Annotated in this window: 17 protein-coding genes; all 17 read right to left on the bottom strand. The window is 58.4% G+C overall.

Annotated features, from left to right (window positions below):
- Positions 1–56: 56 nt before the first annotated feature.
- Complete coding sequence (gene tilS / locus ACP7E4_RS22540) at positions 57–1,385, bottom strand: tRNA lysidine(34) synthetase TilS (RefSeq protein ID WP_426117767.1); 1,329 nt, start codon at positions 1,383–1,385, stop codon at positions 57–59.
- Between the two features lie 186 nt (positions 1,386–1,571).
- The gene (locus tag ACP7E4_RS22535) at positions 1,572–2,519 is read right to left on the bottom strand and encodes an acetyl-CoA carboxylase carboxyltransferase subunit alpha (RefSeq protein WP_426117766.1); all 948 of its coding nucleotides are present in this window, start codon (positions 2,517–2,519) and stop codon (positions 1,572–1,574) included.
- A 108-nt stretch (positions 2,520–2,627) separates the two neighbouring features.
- Positions 2,628–6,149: a DNA polymerase III subunit alpha gene (dnaE, locus tag ACP7E4_RS22530; RefSeq protein WP_426117765.1), complete on the bottom strand. Its 3,522-nt coding sequence runs from the start codon at positions 6,147–6,149 to the stop codon at positions 2,628–2,630.
- Positions 6,150–6,224: 75 nt separating this feature from the next.
- Positions 6,225–6,875, bottom strand: a complete 651-nt coding sequence (rnhB, locus tag ACP7E4_RS22525) for a ribonuclease HII (protein ID WP_044901147.1) — start codon at positions 6,873–6,875, stop codon at positions 6,225–6,227.
- A gap of 11 nt (positions 6,876–6,886) precedes the next feature.
- The gene (gene lpxB, locus ACP7E4_RS22520) at positions 6,887–8,026 is read right to left on the bottom strand and encodes a lipid-A-disaccharide synthase (protein WP_426117764.1); all 1,140 of its coding nucleotides are present in this window, start codon (positions 8,024–8,026) and stop codon (positions 6,887–6,889) included.
- 2 nt (positions 8,027–8,028) lie between these two features.
- Entirely contained in the window at positions 8,029–8,805 is a 777-nt protein-coding gene (lpxA, locus tag ACP7E4_RS22515; RefSeq protein WP_426117763.1) for an acyl-ACP--UDP-N-acetylglucosamine O-acyltransferase, read from the bottom strand.
- Positions 8,802–9,242: a 3-hydroxyacyl-ACP dehydratase FabZ gene (gene fabZ, locus ACP7E4_RS22510; protein ID WP_020289472.1), complete on the bottom strand. Its 441-nt coding sequence runs from the start codon at positions 9,240–9,242 to the stop codon at positions 8,802–8,804. The genes lpxA and fabZ overlap by 4 nt, the downstream gene beginning before the upstream one ends.
- A gap of 111 nt (positions 9,243–9,353) precedes the next feature.
- Positions 9,354–10,409: a UDP-3-O-(3-hydroxymyristoyl)glucosamine N-acyltransferase gene (gene lpxD, locus ACP7E4_RS22505; RefSeq protein WP_426117762.1), complete on the bottom strand. Its 1,056-nt coding sequence runs from the start codon at positions 10,407–10,409 to the stop codon at positions 9,354–9,356.
- 3 nt (positions 10,410–10,412) lie between these two features.
- A complete protein-coding gene (locus ACP7E4_RS22500) occupies positions 10,413–10,916 on the bottom strand; it encodes an OmpH family outer membrane protein (protein WP_020289474.1) in 504 nt (167 codons plus the stop codon).
- 45 nt (positions 10,917–10,961) lie between these two features.
- Complete coding sequence (bamA, locus tag ACP7E4_RS22495) at positions 10,962–13,334, bottom strand: outer membrane protein assembly factor BamA (protein ID WP_426117761.1); 2,373 nt, start codon at positions 13,332–13,334, stop codon at positions 10,962–10,964.
- A 74-nt stretch (positions 13,335–13,408) separates the two neighbouring features.
- Positions 13,409–14,761: a sigma E protease regulator RseP gene (gene rseP / locus ACP7E4_RS22490; protein WP_426117760.1), complete on the bottom strand. Its 1,353-nt coding sequence runs from the start codon at positions 14,759–14,761 to the stop codon at positions 13,409–13,411.
- A gap of 76 nt (positions 14,762–14,837) precedes the next feature.
- On the bottom strand, positions 14,838–16,028 hold the full coding sequence (gene ispC, locus ACP7E4_RS22485; RefSeq protein ID WP_426117759.1) for a 1-deoxy-D-xylulose-5-phosphate reductoisomerase: 1,191 nt from the start codon (positions 16,026–16,028) through the stop codon (positions 14,838–14,840).
- The gene (locus tag ACP7E4_RS22480; RefSeq protein ID WP_426117758.1) at positions 16,025–16,840 is read right to left on the bottom strand and encodes a phosphatidate cytidylyltransferase; all 816 of its coding nucleotides are present in this window, start codon (positions 16,838–16,840) and stop codon (positions 16,025–16,027) included. Before ACP7E4_RS22480 ends, ispC begins: the two co-directional genes overlap by 4 nt.
- The gene (gene uppS, locus ACP7E4_RS22475) at positions 16,840–17,595 is read right to left on the bottom strand and encodes a polyprenyl diphosphate synthase (RefSeq protein ID WP_065834806.1); all 756 of its coding nucleotides are present in this window, start codon (positions 17,593–17,595) and stop codon (positions 16,840–16,842) included. The genes ACP7E4_RS22480 and uppS overlap by 1 nt, the downstream gene beginning before the upstream one ends.
- A gap of 14 nt (positions 17,596–17,609) precedes the next feature.
- The gene (frr, locus tag ACP7E4_RS22470; protein WP_065834805.1) at positions 17,610–18,167 is read right to left on the bottom strand and encodes a ribosome recycling factor; all 558 of its coding nucleotides are present in this window, start codon (positions 18,165–18,167) and stop codon (positions 17,610–17,612) included.
- Entirely contained in the window at positions 18,164–18,907 is a 744-nt protein-coding gene (pyrH, locus tag ACP7E4_RS22465; protein WP_003172271.1) for a UMP kinase, read from the bottom strand. Before pyrH ends, frr begins: the two co-directional genes overlap by 4 nt.
- A gap of 214 nt (positions 18,908–19,121) precedes the next feature.
- Positions 19,122–19,985 (bottom strand): translation elongation factor Ts, encoded by an 864-nt coding sequence (tsf, locus tag ACP7E4_RS22460; protein WP_426117757.1) that lies wholly within the window; start codon positions 19,983–19,985, stop codon positions 19,122–19,124.
- Positions 19,986–20,154 lie beyond the last annotated feature (169 nt).

The raw sequence follows: 20,154 nt of genomic DNA, 5'->3' as shown, positions 1-20,154 counted from the left end.
AAACAATCCACAGAAGCTGTATCAAGAAGGGAGCGTAGTCTACCGGAAATGGCCTTTCAGCTCAAACTTTGGTCATTCGTCGGCGCCTGCCATTGCAAACGCCAGCCGCCATGGGCATCGGCGTTGAGTTCCGGCAGGTTGGCGACGGCCAGTAACTGCCCGTTGCGGTACAGCAGCGGCAATCGGCCGCGGACAAACAGCGGAATACCGCGCTCATTGAGCAAACGCTTGAGATCCCGATGACCGCGACCTGGCAGATGCAGGATTTCCCCGCCCTGGCGATAGCGCACCTCGAACGGTCCCGCCGGAATATTTCCATCAATACGCAGCTGGCCATTGCCGGGAAGGCTCAACGGCCGGGCAAGATTGACCCACGCTGAAGCCGCCTGGAGCGGTTGCAGAAAATCGCCGCAAAGCCACCAGATACGGCCTTCGGCACGATGCAGTTCGCCGTCGGCCAGACGCCAGACCGGCCGGCCATCCTGCCCGGCATCACGTAAATCTTCCCAGCCGCGCCAATGGTCGCTGTCCGGCAAGCGCGTCAAGGGCGCGAGCCAATGGCGCAGCGCGTTACGCTGCCGTGCCGCCGACAATTCGACCAACGGCGCCAAAGCCAGCGACGGAATGGCAACCCAGGGCAGCAAGCTGTCGGAGCGTGCGGCCGTCATATCCTGCTCCGCCAGCTCGTTCAGCAACTGCTGCGCCTCATCCAGATGCGCCGCAGTCCGCGCCAGGTTTGCCGCCGCTTGCGGCCAGCGCGAGGTCAGCGCAGGCAGCACCTGATTGCGCAGATAGTTGCGGGAGAATTGCACGTCGTTATTACTTGGGTCTTCGATCCAGGCCAACTGATGCTCTCGGGCATACGCTTCAAGGTCAGCACGCGAGATTTCCAGCAGCGGCCGCAACAAGCTGCCCTCGCCCAGCGCACGACTGACAGGCATCGCCGCCAGCCCGCGCAATCCCGCGCCCCGCAGCAAGCGGAACAGCAGGGTTTCGGCCTGATCGTCCTGATGTTGCGCCGTCAGCAGCACCTCGCAGGGTTTCAGCGCCGCAGTGAATGCCGCATAACGGGCATCCCGCGCCGCCTGTTCCAGACTGGCCCCAGCCTTGACCCGCACGGCAATCACCTGCAACGAAACGCCCAGCGCATCACACACCTGCTGGCAATGCGCAGGCCAGGCATCGGCAACAGCCTGAAGACCGTGATGGACATGGATGGCGTAGATCGGCGGAAGTGTTTCGCGGCGGGCAAAATCAGCCAACAAGTGCAGCAAAACCGTGGAATCCAGGCCGCCGGAGAAACCGACATGCCAGGCGGGCGCGTGACGCCAGGGAGCCAGGGCTTGGGCAAGCCTGGCGGGGAGATCGTGAGGGTGTGTAGTCATTGGATCAAATATCAACAGTGGGACCGGATTTATCCGGGAAGAGTCCAGTACATCCACAGCATTTTTGTCGTCAAAAATGCCGCCTTCCCGGATAAATCCGGTCCCACACGTTCGGTGTTTGCCCGACGACAGCGTCGTGCCAGCAACTCGACGGAATCTCTTATGGAAACACCGCGAGGATCCGTATTACAAACCGTAACTCATCAAACGCTCATAACGACGGGCCAGCAACGCCTCGTTATCGAACTTCTTGAGCATCTGCAACTGGTCGCTCAGTTCCTGACGAATCGACTCGGCAGCACCGGCAGGATCGCGATGGGCGCCGCCCAACGGTTCGCCGATGACCTTGTCAACGATACCCAGACCCTTGAGGCGATCAGCGGTGATGCCCATGGCTTCGGCAGCGTCCGGCGCCTTGTCGGCGGTCTTCCACAGGATCGATGCGCAACCTTCCGGGGAAATGACCGCGTAGGTCGAGTACTGCAGCATGTTCAGCTGGTCGCAGACGCCAATGGCCAATGCGCCGCCGGAACCGCCTTCGCCGATAACAGTGGCGATGATCGGCGTTTTCAGACGCGCCATGACCCGCAGGTTCCAGGCAATCGCTTCGCTCTGGTTGCGCTCTTCAGCGTCGATGCCAGGGTAAGCACCCGGCGTGTCGATGAAGGTCAGGATCGGCATCTTGAAGCGCTCGGCCATTTCCATAAGGCGGCAGGCTTTGCGATAGCCTTCTGGACGCGGCATACCGAAGTTGCGGCGAACCTTCTCGCGGACTTCACGACCCTTCTGATGACCAATGACCATCACTGGCTGGCCTTCCAGACGCGCGACGCCACCGACAATCGCGGCGTCGTCGGAAAAGTGCCGGTCGCCGTGCAGCTCGTCGAACTCGGTGAAGATGTGCTGAATGTAGTCCAGGGTGTACGGACGACGCGGATGACGCGCCATGCGCGCGATCTGCCAGCTGGTCAGATTACCGAAAATGCTTTCGGTCAGCGTGTTGCTCTTTTCCTGCAGACGCGAGATTTCGTCGCCGATATTCAGCGAGTTGTCATTACCCACCAAGCGCAATTCTTCGATCTTGGCTTGCAGGTCAGCGATCGGCTGTTCGAAATCAAGAAAATTCGGGTTCATAGGCATCCGTCTTGGGTCGACGGCCAAGAGGCCGGCCGGTTGATCCGTGAGCGCCATACCTTACGGGAACTGGCGCATTCAGGTCGAGATTAAAAATTCAGGCTGAGTTCAGCGATACTGCAGGAAGACGTTCTCACGCCCGAACTGGTCACGCAGCGCTTGAATCAAGCTGTCTGCGGGATCGATTCGCCACGCTTCGCCAAACTGCAACAACGCCTTGGCATCCAGGCCGGTGTAGTCCAGGGTGATCGGGCAAGCGCCACGATGTTTTTTGCACAAATCGCCAAGCCAGCGCAGCCGGTCGCCCTTGAGCGCCTCGGCATGCACGGTCAGGCGCAGGCTTTCGGCAAGGTTGGTGCGCGCATCTTCGATACTCATGACGCGCTTGGCGCGCAGACGCAGGCCGCCGGAGAAGTCGTCATTGCTGACCTCCCCCTCGACCACCACCATTGCGTCGGTCTGCAACAGCGATTGCGCCGAGTGAAACGCTTCGGCAAACAACGAGGCTTCGATACGCCCGGAGCGGTCGTCCAGGGTAATGAAACCCATCTTGTCGCCCTTTTTGTTCTTCATGACCCGCAACGCGATGATCAGGCCCGCAACGGTTTGAGTATCCCGCGCCGGCTTGAGATCGATGATCCGTTGCCGGGCAAAGCGGCGAATTTCGCCTTCGTATTCGTCGATAGGGTGACCGGTCAGGTACAGGCCCAAGGTTTCTTTTTCGCCGCGCAGCCGATCCTTGAGCGTGCCTTCCTTGGTCTTGCGGTGGTTAGCATAGACGTCGGTGTCTTCTTCGACGAACAAACCACCGAACAGGTCCGCGTGACCGCTGTCATGGCTGCGTGCGGTTTGCTCGGCGGCCTGAATGGCTTCGGCCAGCGCCGCCAGCAACACCGCGCGATTGCGGTCGATATTGGCCTGGTAGGCTTTGGGCTCGCTTTCGAAATACGGCCCCAGGCGATCCAGCGCGCCGCTGCGGATCAAACCGTCCAGCGTGCGTTTGTTGACCCGCTTGAGATCGACGCGGGCGCAGAAATCGAACAGGTCGGTAAACGGACCTTCCTGCCGCGCTTCGGTGATCGCTTCAACCGGACTCTCGCCAACGCCTTTGATCGCGCCAAGGCCATACAGAATCCGGCCATCGTCGCTGACCGTGAACTTGAACTCCGAGGTGTTCACATCCGGCGCATCGAGGCGCAGCTTCATGATCCGCACTTCTTCGATCAAGGTCACGACCTTGTCGGTGTTGTGCATATCCGCGGAAAGCACCGCCGCCATGAACGGCGCCGGGTAATGCGTCTTCAGCCAGGCGGTCTGGTACGACACCAGGCCATAGGCGGCCGAGTGAGACTTGTTGAAGCCGTAACCGGCGAATTTTTCCACCAGGTCAAAAATGTTACCGGCCAGGTCCGGGTCGATATTGTTGTTGGTGCAGCCCTCGATGAAACCGCCGCGCTGCTTGGCCATTTCTTCGGGCTTTTTCTTACCCATGGCCCGGCGCAGCATGTCCGCACCACCGAGGGTGTAACCGGCCATGACCTGGGCGATCTGCATCACCTGTTCCTGATACAGGATGATGCCGTAGGTCGGGGCGAGTACCGGCTTGAGGCCTTCGTACTGGTAATCAACGTGAGGGTAAGACAGCTCGGCGCGACCGTGCTTGCGGTTGATGAAGTCGTCAACCATGCCTGACTGCAGCGGGCCCGGACGGAACAAGGCCACCAGTGCGATCAAGTCTTCCAGGCAGTCGGGCTTGAGCTTTTTGATCAGCTCTTTCATGCCACGGGATTCAAGCTGGAACACTGCCGTGGTTTCGGCTTTTTGCAGCAACTGGTAAGTCGGCGCGTCATCCAGCGGGATGAACGCGATATCCAGCGGCGGCTCATCGACCTTGGCGCGGTCGCGGTTGATCGTCTTCAGCGCCCAGTCGATGATCGTCAGGGTCCGCAGGCCGAGGAAGTCGAACTTCACCAGTCCCGCGGCCTCGACGTCGTCCTTGTCGAACTGGGTAACCAGACCGTCACCCACTTCATCGCAATAGATCGGCGAGAAGTCAGTCAGTTTGGTCGGCGCGATAACCACGCCCCCGGCGTGCTTGCCGACGTTACGCACGATGCCTTCAAGCTTGCGCGCCATCTCCCAGATTTCAGCCGCTTCTTCATCGACCTTGAGGAAGTCGCGCAGGATTTCTTCCTGCTCGTAGGCTTTCTCCAGCGTCATGCCGACTTCGAAGGGGATCATCTTCGACAGGCGATCCGCCAGGCCGTAAGACTTGCCCTGCACGCGCGCCACGTCGCGAACCACAGCCTTGGCGGCCATGGAACCAAAGGTGATGATCTGGCTAACCGCATTGCGCCCGTATTTCTCGGCCACATAATCGATTACGCGGTCGCGGCCATCCATGCAGAAGTCGACGTCGAAGTCGGGCATGGAGACCCGTTCCGGGTTCAGGAAGCGTTCGAACAGCAGGTCATATTCCAGCGGATCGAGGTCGGTGATTTTCTGGACGTAGGCCACCAGCGAACCAGCACCCGATCCACGGCCGGGACCGACCGGAACGCCATTGCTCTTGGCCCACTGGATGAAGTCCATCACGATCAGGAAGTAACCGGGGAAGCCCATCTGGATGATGATATCCAGCTCGAAAATCAACCGGTCGACGTACACCTGACGCTTGGCGTCGTAATCTTCGGTGGTGTCCTTGGGCAGCAAGACCGAGAGGCGCTCTTCCAGCCCGTCGAACGACACCTTGCGGAAATATTCATCGATGGTCATGCCATCGGGAATCGGGAAGTTGGGCAGGAAGTGAGTGCCGAGCTTTACGTCAATGTTGCAGCGCTTGGCGATTTCAACCGTGTTTTCCAGCGCCTCGGGCAAGTCACTGAACAGCTCGGCCATTTCTTCGGCGCTTTTCAGGTACTGCTGATCGCTGTAATTGTGCGAACGGCGCGGGTCGTCCAGGGCGCGACCTTCGCCGATGCACACACGGGTCTCGTGAGCCTCGAAATCTTCCTGCTTGATGAAACGCACGTCGTTGGTCGCAACCAATGGCGCGCCATGCCGATCGGCCAGGGCCACGGCAGCGTGCAAATGTTCTTCGTCGTTGGGACGGTTGGTGCGCTGCACCTCGACATAGAAACGGTCAGGGAACACCGCCATCCATTCGCTGAGCAATTTGTCGGCTTCGTCGGGATTGTTACCGAGCAGGGCCATGCCGATCTCGCCCTCTTTGGCGGCCGACAGCGCAATCAGGCCTTCGCTCGCCTGGGCAACCCATTCACGCTCGATGATCACCTGGCCGTTACGCTGACCCTCGATGAATCCCCGGGAAATCAGTTCGGTCAGGTTGCGATAACCCTTCGCGTTCATGGCCAGCAGGCTGATGCGGCTCAGCGCTGCGTCTTCGTCCTTGTTCGACAGCCACAGGTCCGCGCCACAGATCGGCTTGATACCCGCGCCCATGGAGGCTTTATAGAATTTGACCAACGAACACATGTTGTTCTGATCGGTCACCGCCACGGCAGGCATGTTCATGGCGGCCAGGGTCTTGACCAGTGGCTTGACCCGGACCAGGCCGTCGACCAGCGAATATTCGGTGTGCAGGCGTAGATGAACGAAAGAAGCCGGCATGGTGATCCTATAGCGCTAGAACAAAAAACGAAGGCCCGGATTGTACCGGGCCTTTGGCAAAACATCAGCCCACTGTCAGTCCAGCGGGAATGCCGATAATGACGGCATGTTGCTCAACATCATCATCTCGCGGGCTTCATAGGCTGCCCGTACCGGCGCAAAAGAGCGCCGATGAATCGGCGTCGGGCCCAGGCGCGCCAAGGCTTCCAGATGCACCGGCGTTGGATAACCCTTGTGCGCGCCCATGCCGTAACCCGGATAAATCAGTTCAAAAGCGGCCATTTCCCTATCACGACTGACTTTAGCCAGAATCGACGCCGCGGCAATCGCCGGAACCTGGGCATCGCCCTGGATCACTGGAGCACTGGGCACTGACAGTTGCGGGCAGCGATTGCCATCAATCAGTGCCAGCTTGGGCGTGATGATCAACCCCTCAACGGCCCGCTTCATGGCCAGCATCGTCGCGTGCAGAATGTTCAGCTCGTCGATTTCCTCGACCTCGGCCCTGGCGATGTACCAGCACAAGGCCTTCTCGCAAATTTCGTCGTAGAGTTTTTCGCGCCGGGCCTCAGTGAGTTTCTTCGAGTCATTCAGACCCAGAATCGGCCGGCGCGGATCGAGAATGACAGCCGCTGTTACCACTGCACCGCACAGTGGCCCGCGACCCACCTCGTCGACGCCGGCAACCAGTTCTTCGACCAGATTGAAATCCAGACCCATTTGCATTGTTCGCGCACTCACAGTGAAGGCGAGCGACCAATCAGGCTCAATACCGCTTCGGCGGCCTGATTGGAGGCATCGCGACGCAAGGTCCGGTGGATTTCATCAAAGCCCGAGGTCTGTTCCTGCCCGCCTTCAAGCAGCGGCAGCAGCGTCTGCGCCAGTGTTTCGGCGGTCGCGGCGTCCTGCAGCAGTTCCGGCACCAACAGGCGCTGGGCCAGCAGGTTCGGCAGGGAGACGTACGGGCTTTTCACCAAACGCTTGAGTATCCAAAAGGTAATCGGTGCCATTCGATAGGCAACGACCATTGGTCGTTTGTACAGCAAGGCTTCGAGGGTGGCGGTGCCGGACGCGATCAGCACCGCGTCGCAGGCGGCAAGCGCCAGATGCGAACCACCGTCGAGCAGCGTCAGCGGTAGATCACGTCCTTGCAGCAATTGTTCGATTTGCGCCCGGCGCTGCGGGCTGGCACACGGCAGCACGAAGCGCAGCCCCGGACGCTGGGCCAGCAGCAACTGCGCAGCATCAAGAAACAGGCTGCCCAGACGGCCTACTTCGCCGCCACGGCTACCCGGCATCAAGGCGACAACCGGGCCGTCTCCCAGGCCCAGTTCGGTGCGTGCCGCAGCACGATCAGCCTCAAGCGGGATGGTATCGGCCAGGGGATGCCCGACGAACTTCACCGGCACGCCCTTTTCTTCATAGAAACGCGCTTCGAAAGGCAGCAACGTGAGCATCAGATCGCACCCCTCACGAATCTTCAGCACACGTTTCTGCCGCCAGGCCCAGACCGACGGGCTGACGTAGTGCACGGTCTTGATGCCGGCACGGCGCAATTGCAGTTCGATATTGAGGGTGAAATCCGGCGCATCGATACCGATGAACACGTCGGGCTTTTCATTGATCAGCGTCTGGACCAGCACCTTGCGTTTGGCGAGCAGCTCGCGCAACCGCCCCAGCACCTCGACCAGTCCCATGACCGACAGCCGCTCCATGGGGAAACAGGAAACCATGCCTTCGGCTTCCATCAATGGACCGCCTACCCCGATGAATTGCGCATCAGGATGACGAGCCTTGATGGCGCGCATAAGTCCAGAACCGAGAATATCGCCGGAAGCCTCGCCCGCCACCAGCGCGATACGCAATACACCCGTCATGGTTAGCGAGTAATGCCGCGAGTCGACGATTGAATGGACTCGAGGAACACCGCCACTTCAGGAAACACTGCGGCAGGTTCGGCGAGTTCGGCAATTGCCTGATCGACCGTCAGACCTTGGCGATAAACCACTTTGTAAGCTCGGCGCAGCGCGTGGATGGCGTCTTCGGCAAAGCCACGGCGGCGCATGCCTTCGAAATTCATGCTGCGAGCCTCGGCGGGGTTGCCGAAGACCGTGACGAATGCCGGAACGTCCTTGCCAATCGCGGTGCCCATGCCTGAAAAGCTGTGGGCGCCGATGTGGCAGAACTGATGCACCAGCGTGAACCCGGACAGAATCGCCCAGTCATCAACATGGACGTGGCCGGCCAACGCAGTGTTGTTGACCAGAATGCAGTTATTGCCGATGACGCTGTCATGGCCAATATGCGCATAAGCCATGATCAGGTTGTGATCACCCAGCGTGGTCTCGGCGCGATCCTGAATGGTGCCACGATGGATCGTCACACCTTCACGAATCACGTTGTGATCGCCGATGACCAGACGAGTCTCTTCGCCTTTGTACTTGAGATCGGGCGTGTCCTCGCCTACCGACGAAAACTGATAGATGCGGTTGTGTTTACCGATCCGTGTCGGACCACGCAGGATCACGTGCGGCCCGATCACTGTACCCTCGCCAATTTCCACACCGGCTCCGACGATCGACCACGGGCCGACCTCTACATCGTCAGCCAGAATGGCTGTCGGATCGATGATTGCGCGAGGGTCAATCAAACTCATAGTTTACGTTCCGCACAGATAATTTCTGCGGAGCATACCGGCTTGCCGTCGACCGAGGCCTGGCATTCGAACTTCCAGATCTGACGCTTGCAGCTGATAAACTTCGCTTCAAGAATCAACTGGTCGCCCGGCAGCACTGGCTGACGGAAACGCAGCTTGTCGGAGCCCACGAAATAGTAGAGCGTGCCATCAGCAGGTTTTACGTCAAGCATTTTAAAACCAAGGATACCGGCTGCCTGGGCCATGGCTTCGATGATCAACACGCCCGGCATGATTGGATGCGCGGGAAAGTGACCATTGAAGAACGGCTCATTGATGCTGACATTCTTGTAGGCACGAATGCTCTTGCTCTCAACATCCAGCTCAACCACACGGTCCACCAGCAGGAACGGGTAGCGGTGAGGCAGGTATTCGCGAATTTCGTTGATGTCCATCATTTCGAGGGGAAGCCTGTAGTAAAGATTGGGAGTGCGCGACGGGTGCGCAGCACTCCTCTGCAAATCAAGGAGGCAATTTATCGGCTGTGCACGCTTGATATGAAAAAAGTATCAGCCATCAGATGAAGCATTAACGCCTGAGGTCACGGCCTCGACCATCTTTTCCAGCTTTTGCAGCCTGCGAGCCATGTCATCGATCTTGCGAATGCGTGCTGCGCTTTTACGCCATTCAGCGGCCGGTTGCATCGCCGTACCCGAAGAATAGGCCCCTGGTTCGGTGATCGAGTGCGTCACCATGGTCATGCCGGTGATGAAAACGCCGTCGCAGATTTCAATATGCCCCACAAGTCCGACACCGCCGGCAAGGGTGCAATGTTTGCCAATCTTTGTGCTTCCCGAGATCCCCACGCAGGCGGCCATCGCGGTGTGATCGCCAATTTGCACGTTATGGGCAATCTGGATCTGGTTGTCCAGCTTCACGCCATTACCGATGCGGGTATCGGCCAGCGCGCCACGGTCGATGGCGGTATTCACGCCAATTTCCACGTCGTCGCCTACCAGAACACCGCCAATCTGAGCGATCTTCTGCCAGATACCTTTGTCATTGGCGAAGCCAAATCCTTCACCGCCCAGCACCGCGCCCGACTGAATGACCACGCGCTCACCAATGCGCACATCGTGGTAAAGCGTAACCCGTGGGGCGAGCCAGCCGCCGGCACCGATTTCACAACGGGCACCGATGAAGCAATGCGCGCCAATGGTTACACCGGCCGCAATCCGCGCACCGCTTTCAATGACGGCGAACGCGCCAACACTGGCAGCGGCATCGACGAACGCATCCGCCGCGACGATGGCCGTTGGATGCACACCGGGTACAGCCTTGGGCTTGGGGTCGAACAAGTGAGAAATTCGTGCATAGGCCAGATAAGGGTCTGGGACCAGCAACGCATCCCCGACGAACAACTCCGCATCCGCAGGCTTTAGCAGCACGGCAGACGCGTGGGTGTCGGCGAGGAATTTACGGTATTGCGGATTTGCCAGGAAGCTGACATGACCAGGGCCGGCCTCTTGCAAAGTGGCCAGCCCGGTTATTTCTTTATCCTCGGCACCACGCAGGGTGGCACCCAGGAACTCGGCCAATTGGCCGAGCTTGATGGATACGGTCATGACTTACTTCAGCTGATTCATGCGCTCGATGACCTGGCGAGTCACGTCGTACTGAGGTTTGACGTCAATCACAGCACCACGCTCGAAGACCAGATCAAAAGCGCCTTTCTTGATCACTTCTTCTACAGCCTGATCCAGCTTTGGCTTGAGTTGCTTGAGCATTTCGCGGTCAGCAACGGCTTTGGCTTCGTTCAGCTCCTTGGACTGGAACTGGAAGTCACGAGCCTTTTGCTTGAATTCAAGCTCAAGACGCTCGCGCTCAGGCTGGGCCATTTTGTCGCCACCGCTGACCAGACGATCCTGGATGCCTTTGGCGCTGCTTTCCAGAGACTTCAGTTTAGTCAGTTGCGGACCGAACTTCTTCTCTGCGTCAACGGCGTATTTCTTGGCCGCGTCAGATTCCAGCAAAGCCATCTGATAGTTCAGAACAGCGATTTTCATGTCGGCAAACGCCGGGCTTGCAACAAGAACAGTTGCCAGCAGTACCAATTGAGTCAACTTACGCACGATCTACTCCTACGGAATTCGTTGTCATTAGCTAAGACCAGACCCTTAGAAGGTCTGACCAAGGGAGAACTGGAATACTTGAGTTTCGGTGTTGTCGTCCGGCTTCTTGATCGGCATCGCCAGAGCGAAGCTCAACGGGCCAAGCGCAGTGATCCAGGTGACGCCTACGCCGACGGAGCTAGCCAGACCGGAAAGGTCGACGTTGTTGCACTCGACTTTTTTGCCGTTAAGCGTCTTGGCAGAATCGCAATTGCTGTCGAAGACATTACCCACGTCCCAGAACAGCGAAGTGCGCAGGGAACGTTGATCCTTGATGAACGGCAGAGGGAACATAACCTCTACGCCACCCTGGACCAGCACGTTACCGCCGAACGGCAGTGGATCCTGGTCCGGATCAGCAAGTGTGCCCGGCTTGGTGCCGCTGCTTGGTGTGCTGCGCGGACCCAGGGTGCTGTCCTTGAAGCCACGTACCGAGTTGAAGCCACCGGCATAGTAGTTCTCGTAGAACGGCAGACCGGAGGTCGAACCATAACCGTCGCCATAACCCAGCTCGGTGTGCAGACGCAGGGTGTAGTTGTCGGTGATCGGGTGGAAATATTGTGCGCGATAATCAAGCTTGAAGAACGACAGGTCGCTGCCCGGCAAAGTGGTTTCCAGTACCAGACTTTGCGAGTGACCGCGAGTCGCCAGTACGCCTTTGTTCAAGGTGGACTCGGACCAGCCAGCAGACGCCTTGAAGTTCAGGTACTTGTCGCCTTCCTGGTCAACGAAGTCGAAAATCTCATCAACGGTATAGGTTCCGGTCTTGATTTCATCCTGCTGAACAGTCAAGCCGAAGGTCAGGCGCGATGTTTCGTTGATCGGGTAGCCCATGCTGATGCCAGCACCCAGGCTGTCAACGGCATAGCTTGCCACGTCGACGTCGAGGTCATCGTAATCGGTCGTGCGATAGAACGCGTTGTAACCCAGGCTCACGCCGTCAGCAGTCCAGTACGGATCGACATAGCTGAAGTTGTAGCGGCTCTGGTATTCGCTGCGGGTCAAGCCGATGCTGACCTTGTTACCGGTACCGAGGAAGTTGTTCTGGCTGATCGAACCACCGAGGATCAGACCGGCGCTCTGCGCGAAACCGACGCTGGCGGTGATCGAACCGGACGCTTGCTCTTCAACCGCGTAGTTGACGTCTACCTGATCGTCGGTACCCGGCACAGGCGGGGTTTCGACGTTCACTTCTTTAAAGAAGCCCAGACGGTCAAGACGGGTTTTCGATTGGTCGATCAGGTAGGTCGAAGCCCAGCCGCCTTCCATCTGACGCATTTCGCGACGCAGCACTTCGTCCGCAGACTTGGTGTTGCCACGGAAGTTGATGCGGTTCACGTAGGCACGTTTGCCCGGGTCCACCACGAAGGTGATATCAACCGTGTGGTCTTCGTCGTGCGGCGTTGGGACGCCGTTGACGTTGGCGAAGGTGTAACCCTCGTTACCCAGACGACGGGTGATCAGTTCGGAAGTGGTGGTCATGACCTTGCGGGAGAAGACCTGGCCCGGCTTGACCAGCAGCAGGGATTTGACCTGATCTTCCGGCACCTTGAGGTCGCCGCTCAGCTTGACGGATTTGACGCTGTATTTCTGGCCTTCATTGACGTTGACCGTGATGTACACGTTCTTCTTGTCAGGCGTGATCGATACCTGGGTCGAAGCGATATCCATATTGATATAGCCGCGATCGAGGTAGTAGGAACGCAGACGTTCGAGGTCGCCGGAGAGTTTCTCACGGGCGTACTTGTCGTCGTTCTTGAAGAAGGAAAGCCAGTTGGTGGTCTTGAGCTCGAAAAGACCAATCAGGTCTTCATCAGGGAACACCGTGTTACCCACCACGTTGATGTGCTGGATAGCAGCGACGGTGCCTTCATTGATGTTGATCTTCAAACCAACGCGGTTGCGCGGCTGAGGAACGACTTCGGTAGCCACTTCAGCGGAGTAACGGCCTTGGGCAACGTACTGACGTTGCAGCTCGTTACGCACACCCTCAAGGGTTGCGCGCTGGAAGATCTCACCTTCAGCCAGACCTGACTGTTTCAGACCTTTCATCAGGTCTTCGGTAGAGATGGCTTTGTTGCCTTCGATCTCGATGCTCGCCACAGACGGGCGCTCGACAACACTGATAACCAGCACATTCCCGTCACGGCCCACCTGGATGTCCTGAAAGAACCCAGTCTTGAACAGCGCGCGAGTGGCATCGACCAGACGACCATCATCCGCTTGCTCGCCAACGTTCAGCGGCAGCGCACCAAATACACTGCCAGCGGAAACCCGCTGCAGGCCATTGACACGGATATCGGAGATGGTGAAGGACTCAGCGTGAACTTCGGCGATCATCAGTGCGGCAAGAACCGCAGTTAGCAGCAGACGTTTCATGAAGTCCTTTCTTATTCCAACTGGCAATAAACAAACTGCCGCAAAATGCGGCAGATTCGCAACTCAATGAAGCTTTACAGTCGACCCAGATCGTTGACCAGCGCGAGCAACATAACACCCACCACCAGACTTATACCGATCTGAACCCCCCAACCCTGAACCTTTTCCGAAAGGGGACGACCACGCGCCCACTCGATCAGATAAAACAACAAATGCCCCCCGTCCAATACGGGAATAGGCAGCAAATTGAGAACACCCAGGCTTATGCTCAGATAAGCAAGGAAATTCAGGAAATCACCGATGCCCGACTGGGCCGAAGCGCCCGCCACTTTAGCAATGGTTATCGGTCCACTCAAGTTTTTTACAGATAGCTCGCCGAACAACATTTTCCTGAGGGAATCGAGGGTCAGCACACTCATGGTCCAGGTACGCTTCGCGCCCTCGCCCACGGCGGCCAACGGACCGTAACTGACTTCGCGCAACATCTCCGGCGGCCAGTCGATACCCTTGACTCCAGCACCCAGGTAACCGGCGGCGGCCTTGCCTTCGCCACGTGTCGCCAGGGTCAATGGAACATCCATTTGCGCGCCATCACGCTCGACGCGCAGGGAAATCTTCGCTTCAGGGCGTTCGCGCACCCGATCAACCACCTGCTGCCACTCGGTCAACGGTTGACCATCCAGGGCCAGCAGCCGATCACCGGTCTTCAGTCCTGCGGCCTGGGCCGGGCCTTTCGGGTCCAGCTCGGCCAATACTGGCGGAAGGGCCGGACGCCACGGGCGAATCCCCAGGGATTTGATCGGATCAGGCTCGTCGGCGCCTTTGAGCCAGTTATCCAGCGCGAGCTGACGCGGCGAGTCGACTGTCGAACCTTGTTCGCGCACTTTCAGGGCGATGGTGCCGCTTTCACCCAGACGCCGCACCAACTGCAGATTGACCGCTGACCAACCATTCGTGGGTTCGCCGTCAACATCGACAATTTCCTGACCGGCAGTCAGTCCGGCTTTTTGCGCGATGCTGCCAGCCTCGACCGCGCCGATAACCGGCCGCACCTGTTGACTACCCAGCATTGCCAGCGCCCAGAAAAACACAATGGCCAACAGAAAGTTGGCCACCGGACCGGCGATGACGATGGCGATACGCTGATACACCGTCTTGCGGTTGAAGGATTGATCGGCAAGCTCAGGCGGGACATCACCTTCACGCTCGTCGAGCATCTTCACGTAACCACCCAGCGGAATCGCCGCAATCACATACTCAGTACCCTTGCGGTCATGCCACTTGACCAGCGGCATGCCGAAACCGACGGAAAAACGTAAAACCTTGACGCCACAACGCCGAGCCACCCAAAAGTGGCCAAATTCGTGAAAGGTCACCAGCACACCCAGCGCAACCAGGGTGCCAACAATCATATAGAGCGCGCTCATCAACCTTCTCCAGTCACAGACTCAGCGGGCATTTTCGGTTGCCGTCGCCTGAGTCCGTGCTTTCTTGCGTGTGCTGTTATCGCGCGTTGCGGCTGAGCCATTGCTCGGCCAGAACGCGCGCTTTGGAGTCAACCTCAAATACTGCGGCCAGATCTTCGAGCTCAACAACCGGCTCAAGATTCAAAACCTCATCGATCATACTCGCGATCTCGGGATAGCGGATGCGCCGATCAAGAAATGCGGCTACCGCGACCTCGTTGGCAGCGTTAAGCATTGCCGGAGCGCTGTTACCCGCCTCGGCCGCCTGCCGAGCCAGACGCAGGCAAGGGAAACGATCTTCGTCCGGCGCCTGGAAATCCAGCCGCGCAATACTGAACAAGTCCAGAGGCGCGACGCCGGAGTCGATTCTTCCCGGCCACGCCAGGGCGTGGGCGATTGGCGTGCGCATGTCAGGATTGCCCAACTGGGCGATCACCGAGCCATCGACGTAATCCACCATCGAATGAATCACGCTCTGCGGATGAATGACCACTTCGATCTGGTCAGGACGCGCGTCAAACAGCCAGCACGCCTCAATCAATTCCAGACCCTTGTTCATCATGCTTGCCGAGTCTACGGAAATTTTTCGTCCCATCGACCAATTCGGATGAGCGCACGCCTGCTCAGGGGAAACATCGTGCAAGTCGGCCAGTGGCGTCTCGCGAAACGGACCGCCCGACGCCGTCAGCAGAATGCGCCGCACGCCCACCGGTGCCAGACCACGAGCGTAATCAACTGGCAGACACTGGAAAATCGCATTGTGTTCGCTGTCGATGGGCAGCAGCACCGCGCCGCTGTGGCGCACGGCCTGCATGAACAGCGCCCCGGACATCACCAGCGCTTCCTTGTTGGCCAGCAGGACTTTCTTGCCTGCCTCGACAGCCGCCAGCGTTGGCCGCAGCCCCGCCGCACCGACAATCGCCGCCAGCACGGTATCAACCTGCGGGTGCGCTGCGACGTCGCACAGACCACGCTCGCCGACCAACACCCGCGTGTCCAGGCCAGCAGCCGCCAGATCATCCTGCAACTTGCGAGCGATGTCCTGCGTCGGCAATACCGCAAAGCGCGGCGTATGCCGTATGCACAACGCCAGCAATTCGCTGGTGCGACTGAAGCCGGTCAGCGCGAACACCTGATAACGATCAGGATGCCGGGCGATGACATCGAGGGTGCTCAGGCCAACCGATCCGGTCGCGCCAAGGATAGTAATCAGTTGCGGACCACTCACAGGACGCCCCACTCAGCAGCCCACAGCAGCGCAGCGAAAACAGGAATGGCAGCGGTCAGGCTGTCAATACGATCAAGGACGCCGCCATGCCCGGGCAACAGATTGCTGCTGTCCTTGATGCCGGACTGGCGCTTGAACATGCTTTCAGTCAAATCGCCCACCACGGAAATGAACACGACGATGGCCGCGCCAAGCAGTCCCAGCACGAACTGCGAACCCGACCAGCCGCGAAATACGCCGACGATGGCGGTAATCACCAGACAGGCAAGCAAGCCGCCGTACACACCTTCCCAGCTTTTGCCGGGGCTGACCTTCGGAGCGAGCTTGCGCTTGCCGAACGCCTTGCCGGAAAAGTACGCACCAATATCAGCGCCCCAGACCAGCACCATCACCACAAGGATCAGCCAATTGCCCAGTGGCCACTGCTTGATCAGCACCAGCCCCTGCCAGGCAGGCAGCAGGATCAACAGGCCGATCGCCAGCTTGCAGGCGGCACTTGCCCAATGCGAGCTGGACGCGGGATAGGTCAGCACCAGATAAGTCGCCACTGCCCACCAGAGCACGGCGGCTACCAACACCCATGGCGCAAGGCCGGGCACCAGATAGAGCACGAACAACAAGGCGGCCACGGCCACGGCATAGGCAATTCGTGCGGACTGGGCAGGAAAACCCGCCAGACGCGCCCATTCCCAGGCACCCAGCACCACGACCAGACCGATGAACAACGCGAATCCAGCGCCCTCAAGGAGGAAAAAGCCACATAGTGCGATTGGCAGCAGAATCAGTGCCGTGATGATCCGTTGTTTCAGCATTAAGCCCGGGCTCCAGCTTCTACCTGCTCGCTCGTTTTACCGAAGCGACGTTGGCGCGAAGCGAAATCGGCCAGCGCAGCGCGCATGGCATCGTGTTTGAAGTCCGGCCAGAACAGGTCGGAGAAGTACAGCTCGGCGTACGCCAGCTGCCAAAGCAGAAAATTACTGATGCGGTGCTCGCCGCCGGTGCGGATGCACAAGTCCGGCAGCGGCAGATCGCCGGTTGCCAGACAGGTTTGCAGCAGCTCCGGCGTTATGTCTTCAGGTTGCAGATGCCCGGCCTGGACTTCACGCGCCAGGCGCTGGGCAGCCTGGGCGATATCCCACTGACCACCGTAGTTGGCGGCGATCTGCAGGACAAACCGATCATTGCCCGCCGTGCTCAATTCCGCTTCGCGCATGGCGGCCTGCAATTCAGGATGGAATCGCGAACGATCACCGATGATCCGCAAGCTGATGGCGTTGTCATTCAAGCGTCGGGTCTCACGGCGCAGGGCCGTGAAAAACAGCTCCATCAGCGCGCCGACTTCTTCTGCCGGGCGCTGCCAGTTCTCACTGGAGAACGCAAAAAGGGTTAGCACTTCGACCTTGGCCTCGGCACACACCTCAATCACCGCACGAACAGCATCGACGCCTGCTTTATGACCGGCGACACCGGGTAGCAGGCGTTTCTTTGCCCAGCGATTGTTCCCATCCATGATGATCGCTACATGACGCGGCACCGATGAGGGCCCGGCCAGCTTTGTCTTTTCCATGAAAGCCCCGAACCTTATACAGCCATCAGGTCAGCTTCTTTCTGCTTCACGGCGACTTCAATTTCAGCGACGAATTTATCGGTCAGTTTCTGAACGTCATCAGCACCACGACGCTCTTCGTCTTCACTGATTTCTTTCTCTTTGACCAGATCCTTGAGCTGACTCAGGGCATCACGACGGATGTTGCGCACGGCAACGCGGGCGTCTTCTGCTGCTTCGCGAGCCTGCTTGGTGAAGCCCTTGCGGGTTTCCTCAGTCAGGGCCGGCATGGAAATCAGCAGCAACTCACCCAGGTTGGTCGGGTTGAAACCCAGGCCGGAACTCTGGATCGCCTTGTCGACAGCGGCAAGCATGTTGCGCTCGAAAGCCACGACCTGCAGGGTACGCGAGTCTTTGACGGTGACGTTGGCAACCTGGTTCAGCGGGGTGTCTGCACCGTAATACGGCACCATCACACCACCCAGAATGCTTGGGTGCGCCTGACCGGTACGAATCCGGCTGAACGCGTGCGCCAGGGATTCCAGGGATTTCTGCATGCGCTCTTGAGCGTCTTTCTTGATTTCGTTGATCATTGTTGGCCTTCCTCGATCAGGGTTCCTTCAGCGCCGCCATGTACGATATTCAGCAGGGCGCCGGGCTTGTTCATGTTAAAGACACGCAGCGGCATCTTGTGGTCGCGGCACAGGCAAATTGCCGTCAGATCCATCACGCCCAATTTGCGATCCAGCACTTCATCGTAAGTCAGATGATCGAACTTCTCTGCATGCGGGTCTTTGAACGGGTCTGCGGTGTAGACACCATCAACCTTGGTCGCTTTGAGCACGACATCGGCATCGATTTCGATCGCACGCAAGCACGCGGCCGAATCGGTGGTGAAAAACGGATTGCCAGTACCGGCGGCGAAGATGACTACTTCCTTGGCGTTCAGATGACGCATGGCCTTGCGACGGTCGTAGTGGTCGGTCACGCCCACCATGGAAATCGCCGACATCACGATAGCCGAGATGTTGGCGCGCTCCAGCGCATCGCGCATGGCCAAGGCATTCATCACAGTGGCCAGCATGCCCATGTGATCGCCGGTAACACGATCCATACCGGCAGCACTCAGCGCCGCACCGCGAAACAGGTTGCCACCACCAATCACCAGCCCGACCTGCACGCCGATGCCGACCAGCTGGCCGACTTCCAGCGCCATCCGATCCAGAACCTTGGGATCGATGCCGAACTCTTCCGAGCCCATGAGGGCCTCGCCGCTAAGCTTGAGTAGAATGCGTTTATAGCGAGCCTGATAACCACTGCCCTGCTGAGCCATTGCGAATCTCTCCTGCGGCGTTTTCTGAAAAAAATCTGTGCTGGCACTTTAAGCCTGCGCTAACTCTAGCCTGACGCTGCTACAGCGTCGGAAGAATGCAGCCTTGTAAGCCACTTCTCCAAGGAAAACAAATACCTTTTCCTTTTTGCCTTTGACAAAGAGGCTGCGCGCGTGAGCGGGCAGCCTCTTTGGGGCGACAGTTGAAAAAACCGTCTTACTGCTTGGCAGCAGCCAGCTGTGCCGCAACTTCGTCAGCGAAGTTATCAACTGGCTTCTCGATGCCGTCGCCTACTTTGTAGTAAGTGAAGGAAACGATTTCAGCACCGGCTTTCTTGGCCAGTTCACCAACCTTGACTTCCGGGTTCTTGACGAAGGCTTGCTCAACAAGGCTGGCTTCGGCCAGGAACTTGGTGATACGGCCGCCAACCATTTTCTCAACGATTTCAGCTGGCTTGCCTTTGATCTTGTCTTCGTTCAGTTGCAGGAAGACGCCTTTTTCGCGCTCGATCGCTTCGGCCGAAACTTCCGAAGGCAGCAGGAACTCAGGGTTGCTTGCCGCTACGTGCATGGCGATATCTTTAGCCAGCTCGACGGTGCCGCCTTTGAGGGTCACAACTACACCGATCTTGTTGCCGTGCAGGTACGAACCTACAACGTCACCTTCGATACGGGCCAGACGACGGATATTGACGTTTTCGCCAACCTTGCCGACCAGTACCAGACGTGCCGCTTCCTGAGCTTCGATCAGCGGAGCGACGTCAGTCAGTTTGTCAGCGAAAGCTTTCTCGACGCTGGCAGCAACGAATGCCTTGAAATCGTCCTGCAGGGCCAGGAAGTCGGTCTGCGAGTTGACTTCGATGATGACGGCAGCTTTGCCGTCGTCCTTGATTGCGATAGCGCCTTCAGCAGCAACGTTGCCTGCTTTTTTGGCTGCCTTGATCGCGCCGGAAGCACGCATGTCATCAATGGCTTTTTCGATGTCGCCGCCAGCCTTGGTCAAGGCCTTTTTGCAATCCATCATGCCTTCGCCGGTACGCTCGCGCAGTTCTTTAACCAACGCTGCAGTAATCTCTGCCATTTCAAAATCCTCTTGGATAGGTCTTAAACCATTCCACCCGACGGATCGGGCGTACAAAATTCTTGAAAACACAGGATGGCAGCCGAACATGACAACCGCGTCATGGACACGCCGACACATGGTTTTCGAGGTGGCAAAAAGGGGGCCAAGCCCCCTTTCTGCGTACTGA

Source organism: Pseudomonas sp. DSP3-2-3, assembly GCF_049898225.1.
GTDB lineage: Bacteria > Pseudomonadota > Gammaproteobacteria > Pseudomonadales > Pseudomonadaceae > Aquipseudomonas.
Note: the sequence above shows the minus strand (reverse complement) of the source record. Positions and strands in the feature narration are given on the sequence as shown.